We start from the raw sequence: 9,951 nt of genomic DNA, 5'->3' as shown, positions 1-9,951 counted from the left end.
TTGATTCTACTTGTTACTTTACTAACCAATGTTTCACTCCCTTTGTTGCTCAATGGCTCATTTTTGTTAGCATCTCCGGTAGTCGCACAAACCTCAGAGTCCCGCAAAGCAGAGGCAGACAGACTAAATCTGCAAGGAATAGAACAATATAATACCAGTCAATTTGAAGTTGCATTAGAATCTTGGCAGCAGGCATTAGCTATTTATCGAGAAATAGAATATCTCCAAGGAGTTGCTAAATCTCTGAATAATCTGGGAGTTGTTTACAATTACCTAGGGAAGTATGAACAGGCGATTGACTACCATCAGGGGAGTTTACAGATTAGGCAGGAAATTAGCGATCGCTCTGGAGTTGCTACTTCTCTGGGCAATCTGGGAAGTGTTTACCGTAACATCGGGAAGTATGAACAGGCGATTGGCTACCATCAGCAGAGTTTACAGATTAGGCAGGAAATCGGCGATCGCTCTGGAGTTGCTACTTCTCTGAATAATCTGGGAAATGTTTACTCTTTGCTCAGGGAATATGAACAGGCAATTGACTACTATAAGCGAAGTTTGCAGATTAGGCAGGAAATTGGCGATCGCTCTGGAGTTGCTACTTCTCTGGCCAATCTGGGAACTGTTTACCTTGATATCAGGAAGTATGAACAGGCGATTGACTACTATAAGCGAAGTTTGCAGATTGACCAGGAAATGGGCGATCGCAAAGGAGTTGCTTTTTCTCTGAATAATCTGGGAACTGTTTACCGTAACATCGGGGAGTATGAACAGGCCATTTACCATCATCAGCAGAGTTTGCAGATTCTTCAGGAAATTGGCAATCGCAAAGAAGTTGCTTCTTCTATGAATAATCTAGGAACTGTTTACCGTGACATCGGGGAATATGAACAGGCCATTTACCATCATCAGCAGAGTTTGTCAATTTTTCAGAAAATAGGCGATCGTAAAGGAATTGCTTATTCTCTGGGCAATCTGGGACTTGTTTACAGTAACCTCGGGCAGTATAAACAGGCCATTGACGATCATCAGCAGAGTTTGTCAATTTTTCAGGAAATTGATGATCGCAAAGGAGTTGCTGCTTCTCTGCATAATCTGGGAACTGTTTACTATTCCCTCGGGGAGTATAAAGAGGCGATTGACTACCATCAGCAGGGTTTGTCAATTTCTCAGGAAATTGGCGATCGCAAAGGAGTTGCTGCTTCTCTGCATAATCTGGGACTTGTTTACTATTCCAAAGCGCAGTATGAACAGGCCATTGAACACCATCAGCAGAGTTTGCAGATTTTTCAGGAAATCGGGGAGCGCAAAGGAGTTGCTACTTCTCTGAATAATCTGGGAAATGTTTACTCTTCCCTCGGGGAGTATGAACGGGCAATTGACTACCATCAGCGGAGTTTGCAGATCAAGCAGGAAATCGGAGATCGCCCTGGAATTGCTAGTTCTCTGGGCAATCTGGGGTGGTTTTTTTTTAAATCTGGAAATTTGACAGAGGCCGAAACCCATCTCAGAAAGGGATTGGAGCTGTATGAATCTTTGCGGTTCAATTTGAAAGATTCCCAAAAAGTTTCTATTTTTGAAACGCAATCTCATGTTTATCTTAATTTACAAGAAGTCCTGATTGCTCAAAACAAAATTCATCAAGCCCTAGAAATCGCCGAACGAGGACGGGCTCGTGCCTTGATCGATTTGCTGAAACAAAATCGAACGACTCCATCGAACCGTCCGCTAACTCCAAAATACCCTTCTATCAAGGAAATCCAACAAATTGCCCAACAGCAGAATGCCACCTTGGTAGAATATTCCATCGTCTTCAACAAACTCTATATTTATGTCATCCAACCCACCGGCGAACTTGAATTTCGCAGCGTTGAACTCCCGCAAGACATTTCTCTCGAAGAATTAGTCAACAACGGATATTGGTGCATCATTCAAGACAAATGCCGTGGTGATGGCGGAAAATCTACCATTGCCATTGGGGATTTCGTCAAATTAAACGACGACGAATTCGATCAACCCTGGCAAGTCGTCGATATTCAGCAAGAAAATCTCATCATCCGACAGGAAAGTTGGGAAGAAGGCATTACCATTCAACGTCCCATTACAGATGTCGTCGCCATCGTCAATGGCTACAATCGAGAACGCTTACAAAAACTGCATCAACTGCTGATTGAACCGATCGCCCACCTTTTACCAAAAGACGAGAATGACAGGGTAATCTTCATCCCGCACCAAGACCTCTTTCTCGTTCCCTTTGCTGCCTTACAAGACGAAGACAGTAACTACTTAATCGAAAAACATACCATTCTCACTGCCCCATCTATCGAAGTCTTGAGCTTAACCCACGAAAAACGGCAAAAACTCTCCGATGCAGTTCAGGGAGCTTTAGTTGTCGGCAATCCTACCATGCCCAAAGTCAAAACTAGCGCTGGACAAGAAAAACCAACGCAATTACCCAACTTACGTCATGCTGAAATAGAAGCGAGAAAAATTGCCGAACTGCTCGATACCGAACCCCTGACAGGCAAAAATGCTACCAAAGCCGCAATTTTACCCTTACTCTCTCAAGCGCGAAAGATTCATTTCGCCACCCACGGACTATTAGATGATTTCAAAGGATTGGGCGTCCCCGGTGCCATTGCCCTGGGGCCATCCGGTACAGGAAAAGACAACGATGGTTTGCTGACGGCAGGCGAATTATTACAAATGAAATTAAACGCCGAATTAGTAGTTCTGAGTGCCTGTAAAACCGGACAAGGGGACGTCACCAGCGATGGCGTTATTGGATTGTCGCGCTCTTTGGTTGCAGCCGGAGTTCCCAGTATTATTGTGTCCTTGTGGTCCGTTCCCGATGCGCCCACGGCGGATTTGATGGCGGAATTTTATCAAAATCTGGAAACAACAGATGATAAAGCTCAAGCATTACGGCAAGCTATGTTGACGACAATGAAACAACATCCTATCCCTAAAGATTGGGCTGCATTTACTTTGATTGGGGAGGCATTTTAGGAGGAGTCAGGAGACAGGAGACAGGAGACAGGAGGGAAGAGGAGGAGTTTGACAGCGCTTTTCAGATTGATGAACCACATCAGCACAACCAAAACCTTGTAGGGACGTTCCATGGAACGTCCCTACTGTGGTCTACCGTGCAGGCAAACTGCTGTCAGGTATAAGGAGGAGCAGGTTTTTTGATCGGATCGAATCCGCTTGCTTTGGAGTATTATAAGAAACCGGGTTTGTTGGAGGTCAACGTTAGTATTTTCGTGCATTTTAGACAAACCCGGTTTCTTTGCTTTTTTATACTGATATAGCGCTACGCATTAAGGTTAGGACATTTCTAAATCCTGAAAGCCTTTAAAAGTCTGCTGTTCCCTGTTCCCTGTTCCCTGTTCCCTAGCACGTAGTGCTATACTACCGGATTTGATATTATACAGTAATCGCAAAATTACTTCATCTTAATGCAGATGTTCTATTGAATACTAATTTAAAATTTCATGCTATTCAAATCTTTTCTTTCTCCTGACTCCTGACTCCTGACTCCTGACTCCTAAAGCGATACGATAACTAATTACCCGGATTCTATATAATATATTAATCATTATCTTTAATAGTTCCCAAACCTGCACGATTATCTTGATCTATTTCTGCATTTCGAGAATTGCTTAATCGCACCCAAAAATATTCCTGTTCTTCAACTTCTGTGTCACCAAAAACAGGCACTTGAATCACCTTTCTTGTCTGACCAGGTTTAAATGTTATCGTACCCGATCGCGAACGATAGTCCGATCCACTGATAGCTGTACTATCATTAGTTTGATAATCTACCTTTACTTCCCTCGGACTTTCTTGAGCAAGAGTTACTTCAAACTTAGCTTTCTTATTACTCCTATTACCTTCAGTTATTGTAGCATCACCAATAGAAATACTTGTCAAATCATCATCTTTAATAGTTGCCACACCTCTACCATCGGCAATAGTAGCATTTCGGGGTTTCCTAAGTACGCCAATGAATTTCTCATCCAACTCATCAACAGTATCTCCCAAAACTGGTACAGTAATTTGTTTTGTGGTTTCACCTGGTTTGAAAGTAATAGTGCGAGAACGACGTCGATAATCTGAATTTGCTCTAGCTCCATTATTTCTGGTAACAAAATCAACTTTCACTGTCTCGTCACTAGGTTCACTGAGATTAACAGTAAACTTCGGTCTCTGTACTCCACTATTACCCTCATTTACAGTAATATCATTGATAGTAATTTCTGGTTGAGTCGATCTGTCATACAAAATCTCAATCCGCTTATTTGCTTTAACTCCATAATAATTAGGAATAGTAATTGAACCATTTTCTTCACCTAAATCGAGAATCAAATTTTTATTCTTTCGACTTGTCTTAACTTCCGAGCGACTATATTCTGACAAGTCTAAAATATCCTTTTGATTTGTCCTGACAATCCGATCATTTCCCGTAAACTTTCCTGGTTCATAACCGCTAAACTTGTTAGCAGCATCATTAGCAAAAATCACATCGTCTCCACCAGAATTAATCACATTTTCGATCACGGCATCATAAGCGATCGCCGTACCAGAAGTAGAAGTCTTATATTTTTTGCCACTGGTGTCGTTAAATGCAATATATTCATGTTGATTGAAAGCGTCAGCAGTAGTAATTAACCCACCCTCTCTTAAATCTATGCGATAATCATAATTAAAACCTTCTAAATCTAAAGCGGGAAGTTTCGATACATCAATAGTATCAAAACCACCCCCATCCCAAAGTGTTAGTTTAGTTCCTGTATCAGCACTACCTAAATATTGATTACCATCCGAAAATCCATGAACGCTATCAAATGAATAAGTTGTATTTTGGGAATTAAAATTATTGTTTCTACCATATAAATATTGCAAACTTTGAATATCATAAGTCATTGGTGTCGTGGAATATTGATTGAAACCACCCAAACCAATGTAAGTCATCATCGTATTAGTATTATTATCTTGAGCAAAAGACAAGAAAGGACCTCGTTCTCCAGAACTATAATTACCAGGATGTTTTAAACCTAAAGCATGACCTATTTCATGGGCGATCGTTATATAACCAAAACTTCCGGGAACATCCTCATATTCGTGTTGATAAACAGATGATAAATGTACATCTCCATCAATAGGATTTTCTGCTGAACCGGGTGGTTGGTATGCGTAACCACGGGAGTCACCTGCTAATGGTCCATTGGATAACATTATGCGTATTTGACCATAGTTATCTGCTGTATCTGTTACTTCTTGAAATTTGACATCTAGATATTGTTCAAAGAGATTAAAAATCTTTCTGGCATTTCTTTTAATAGGGTCAGTTACTGGCAATGGATTTTCTCTGCCATAGTATGAATTAATTGCTCTATTTGAGAAAAAGCTATAAGTAATTATATTGTCTTCTCCTGTATCCCAACGAGTTTTAGTTAATAAACCATCGATTTTTTTGTTACTAGATAATGGTGCCGTTCTTCGACGAACAATTGGATTAAACACACTATCAAAACTGCCATTTCCAAGAATATCTTCTAAATTTGATTGGTTATCTTGATGGTTGGGTGTTTGATGGTTCCCTCCACAAATATGACAATGAGAAAAGGAGGAATTTTCCAGTTGATTGACTACAACTTTATCTGGGTCTGTAGAACGAATTTCATAAAATTCATCTGGTTTGTCTGGGTCTGCATAGTCTAGTCTGATTTCTCCTAAAATACTATTTTCATCTTTACTACTAATCAAAATAACTTGACTATTTTCGACACCTATTACTGTACCAGTTCGTACCCAATCTTGTTTATTTGGTGAACTTTTTACTTCGTCAAGTTTCACCTCTAGGGTAACATCTGCAAATAAATTTAATCTGAGAGTTTTTTCAGATTTATCTGTATCATCTAGAAGATTAAAATCTAATTCAACTTCTTCCTGACGAATTATAGGTGAATTTTCAAAGTTTGTTTTTTCTCCTTTTTCAGAAACTTCAGTCAATAGTAAAGGTGGTTCTTGACCAATAAATTCTCCTACCAGTTGTTCTCCATCTTCCACACCTGTTAGAGGATCTGTTTCGGTATTACTAGCAGACCTCAAAACAATAGAATTCAGTGTCGATTCTGTAGTAATAATTTCTGGTCCAGTCAATAAAATTTCATCTAACTCTGTTTCATATTTCTGGAGAGGAAAAGCAGTTTCTAAATCAGATTCAGAATCATCAAAATTGGTACTTCTTTCGCCAGTTTGTAGGGTTATTTCTTCTTCCGAAATTAAATAATATTGAGTATTTTCTCCATTCCCTAAACTACTAGATATTAGTGAGCGATCGCTGCCATATTCAAAACGTGATTCTAACATTATTGCTTTGCCTCTTTAAAAAATATATTTATATAATGTCCGGATAATTAATGAGAAAAAAAGCTTTTGTTTGTAGTAGGACTCTAATTCTAACTATAGAAGTTGCTCAAGCAATACTACGAGAGCTTCTAATTATAACTATTCAACCGGACATGATATTATTCCTTCATAACCCTTGATTCTTCATTTTCTCCTCAGTCTGATCCGCAATAATTTTAATTTCTTTATAAAAATTTATAAAACGTTTCTCAAGTTACTGAAGTACAGTTTTTTTTCTTATTTTCCATTCCCACCCAACTATAATTACCGAATTATTAATAATTAATAATTAAATAATTCACCTTTAAAGCTTCCCCGATAAAGGGAAAAAAGCGGTCGTTAGCGGAGCTTCCCGTAGGGAGGGATGGCGAGGTTTCCTCGCCATATCCAATCGACCAAGAGAAATTTATTTTTTCCTTGAGCGTCAATTCTCTCCCTTTTAGGGGGAGGTAATTATCAATTATCAATTATCCATTATCAATTATCAATTATCAATTATCCATTATCCATTATCTATGGACCGAAAAATTAGGAATTTTGTGCCTCACCAGTGTGGAAATTGCTATATTTATGATTTGGGCAAAGCTTTAATTTGGACTATTAAAAATATCAAAATATTTGCAGGTAATCTTTAATTATAGCTACTTTAATTTTAAAATACAGCATATTCCAGGGGGTGCATCTCATATTTGCCAAAATACTTTTTTCCTATTCCCTATTCTCAGTTAAGTGTTCCCAGTTAAGTGTTCCCTAAAAGCAATAAATTTTTGGCTTTCTTCTTGCATTGAGATGCACCCATTCCAGATATCTGAAGTACAGATATTAACAATTAAATGTTTATAGTGCGGGCAAGATGCCCACCATGAGTGTAGCTCACCCTTGGTGAAATCCGCCGTAAGACTGTATTTTATAAAAAGTAATAATAGCAACTAAAAAAAATTCTAAACTAATAAATTATTTATTCAAGTAGTTTATGTAATATTTTGCCTCAAACAATTCAACATTAATAAGATTTATACAAAGAAAGATAAGAAATATAGTCAGTATAAAAAAAAATCTTATTAAGAATATACATCTATATAAAACCGGATATATTGATTTTTTATCCGAGATTTCTGTGATAGTTTCCATTCTAAACTTCCTAATTACTAGAGAAAATACGGAAAATGAAGTATAATTTTAAATTTAAAATTATGTAACTTTACAGTAGCGAACTTGACTAAAATTTGATTTAATTAACTAAATTAAATTTAGTTAATATGCAAAATAATTAGGATGGTAGATCAGCAAATAGGCGCAAAAAGTTATACAAACTTTTTACGTTCTACAGTTGTAAACAGTTTAGATACTTTTTTTCCCTTACCTCCCGTTGTAATACCAACTCAATCAGCTGAGGCAGTAACTATTAATTTTGATGAATTTAGCGATTTTGAAGTTATCCCCGGTGATACTTTCCAAAATTCAAATGTTATTTTCGATCAAGAATTGATAATTGTTAATACCAATATTCAGAGACCATCTCAATCCTTACCCGGTGCTGCATTACGACAAGACCCGATCGCAGGAAATCTTAGTGGTTCTTTCACAGAACCAGTTAGCTTTATTTCAGTTTTTGCAGGGGATTATCGTCTAGACGATCAGGAGACAGTAACTCTTAGGGGTTTTGATGAATTTGGCAATCTTCTGGCCTCTGCAACTTTTACATCTTCAACACCACAGAGTTTATCTATATCTAGTCCTGGTATTGTTCGATTTGAGATCGATAATATAGAGCGAGCAGGTATTGATAACTTTACTTTCTCCCCTAATCCTGAACCTGTTATCGAACAACGTTCGCCCAGTAATCCTCTTTTTGCTCCTATTTCTATACCAAGTAACCCAGATGGAAGTATAACTATTAATTTCGATCTGGATCTATTTAGCACTAGCAATGATGCAGTTATCGCTGGTGATAATTTTAGCAATTTGGGAGTTATCTTTGACGATCCCTTAAGACTTTGGAACATTTCACCGGAGGAAAATCCTGTTGGTGGCAGTGCTGAATCTAGCACAACTATTGCCACAAATGATAATTCCGTGGGAGGAAATATTAGCGGTTTTTTCACACAACCAGTCGATTTGATTTCAGTCTTTGCAGGAGATAGTGGAGGGGATATAGATAATGTAACTCTTCTTGGTTTTGATCAATTTGGCAATATTGTTGACTCAGACACTTTTGAAAATACAGAAGCACAGACTTTATCTGTATCTGGAACTGGTATAACTCGATTTGAAATTCAAAATATGGGAGGAATAGCTATGGATAACTTTACTTTTAATCAAATACCAACATTAACTCCTGAACCAACTTTAGTACAGAATAATCAATTACAGACACAAGAAACAATCAATTTTTTACGTTCTACAATTCTACAAGATTTAGGTACTGTGCCTGTTTTAGACCAGATTGTCACGCCAACTACAGCTGAATCAGTAACTATTAATTTCGATCAATTTAACGATCTAGAAGTGCTATCCGGTAATACTTTCCAAGACTTAGGTATTGTTTTTGACCAAGAAATCCGGATTATTGCTAGTAACCCTGACAGACCAGCTCAGTCTCTACCAGCTAATGCGATCAGAAACGATCCTGCTGGAGGAAATCTTAGCGGTTCTTTCACAGAGGCAGTTAACTTTATTTCTGTATTTGCCGGCGATCGTCGTGCGTTCAATGATGACGGAAGTAATAATGAGGAGAAACTAACCCTTACAGGTTTTGATGAATTTGGCAATATTGTTGATTCAGACACTTTTACAGCTCTAACAGGACAAGCTTTATCTATATCCGGTCCAGGTATTGTGCGATTCGAGATTATAGATGAAAATGAAGCAGTGTTTGGTATAGATGACTTGACTTTTAGTAACTTTAGTGTGAATCCAGTACCAACATTAACTCCTCAACCCACTTCAGTCCTCAATAATCAAAATCAATTACAGACACAAGAAACAATCAATTTTTTACGTTCTACAATTCTAGAAGGTTTAGGTGCAGCGTCTGTTTTAGACCAGATTGTCACGCCAACTACAGCTGAGTCAGTAACTATTAATTTCGATCAATTTAACGATCTAGAAGTGCTATCCGGTAATACTTTCCAAGACTTAGGTATTGTTTTTGACCAAGAAATCCGGATTATTGCTAGTAACCCTGACAGACCAGCTCAGTCTCTACCAGCTAATGCGATCAGAAACGATCCTGCTGGAGGAAATCTTAGCGGTTCTTTCACAGAGGCAGTTAACTTTATTTCTGTATTTGCCGGCGATCGTCGTGCGTTCAATGATGACGGAAGTAATAATGAGGAGAAACTAACCCTTACAGGTTTTGATGAATTTGGCAATATTGTTGATTCAGACACTTTTACAGCTCTAACAGGACAAGCTTTATCTATATCCGGTCCAGGTATTGTGCGATTCGAGATTATAGATGAAAATGAAGCAGTGTTTGGTATAGATGACTTGACTTTTAGTAACTTTAGTGTGAATCCAGTACCAACATTAACTCCT

At 38.1% G+C, this 9,951-nt stretch carries 3 protein-coding genes; 2 read left to right on the top strand and 1 reads right to left on the bottom strand.

Annotation, left to right across the window (positions count from 1 at the left end; all coding sequences use genetic code 11):
* On the top strand, positions 1 to 3,006 hold a 3,006-nt coding region (locus tag F6K40_RS35510; RefSeq protein ID WP_293143449.1), incomplete at its 5' end, for a CHAT domain-containing protein.
* A 582-nt stretch (positions 3,007 to 3,588) separates the two neighbouring features.
* On the opposite strand, the gene F6K40_RS35505 is transcribed toward F6K40_RS35510, so the two are convergent.
* The gene (locus tag F6K40_RS35505) at positions 3,589 to 6,372 is read right to left on the bottom strand and encodes a Calx-beta domain-containing protein (protein ID WP_293143446.1); all 2,784 of its coding nucleotides are present in this window, start codon (positions 6,370 to 6,372) and stop codon (positions 3,589 to 3,591) included.
* Between the two features lie 1,314 nt (positions 6,373 to 7,686).
* On the opposite strand from F6K40_RS35505, the gene F6K40_RS35500 reads away from it, so the two are divergent.
* Positions 7,687 to 9,951 (top strand): hypothetical protein (locus tag F6K40_RS35500; protein ID WP_293143443.1); only part of this gene is annotated, 2,265 nt, incomplete at its 3' end.

It is taken from the genome of Okeania sp. SIO3I5 (genome assembly GCF_010672085.1).
In the GTDB taxonomy this organism is placed as follows: domain Bacteria; phylum Cyanobacteriota; class Cyanobacteriia; order Cyanobacteriales; family Microcoleaceae; genus Trichodesmium.
This window is presented reverse-complemented; position numbering and strand designations above follow the sequence as displayed.

What these genes read in the sequence shown, in the direction of transcription:
- F6K40_RS35505 (WP_293143446.1), bottom strand. Translation starts at nt 6,372, where the DNA reads ATGTTAGAATCACGTTTTGAATATGGCAGCGATCGCTCACTAATATCT.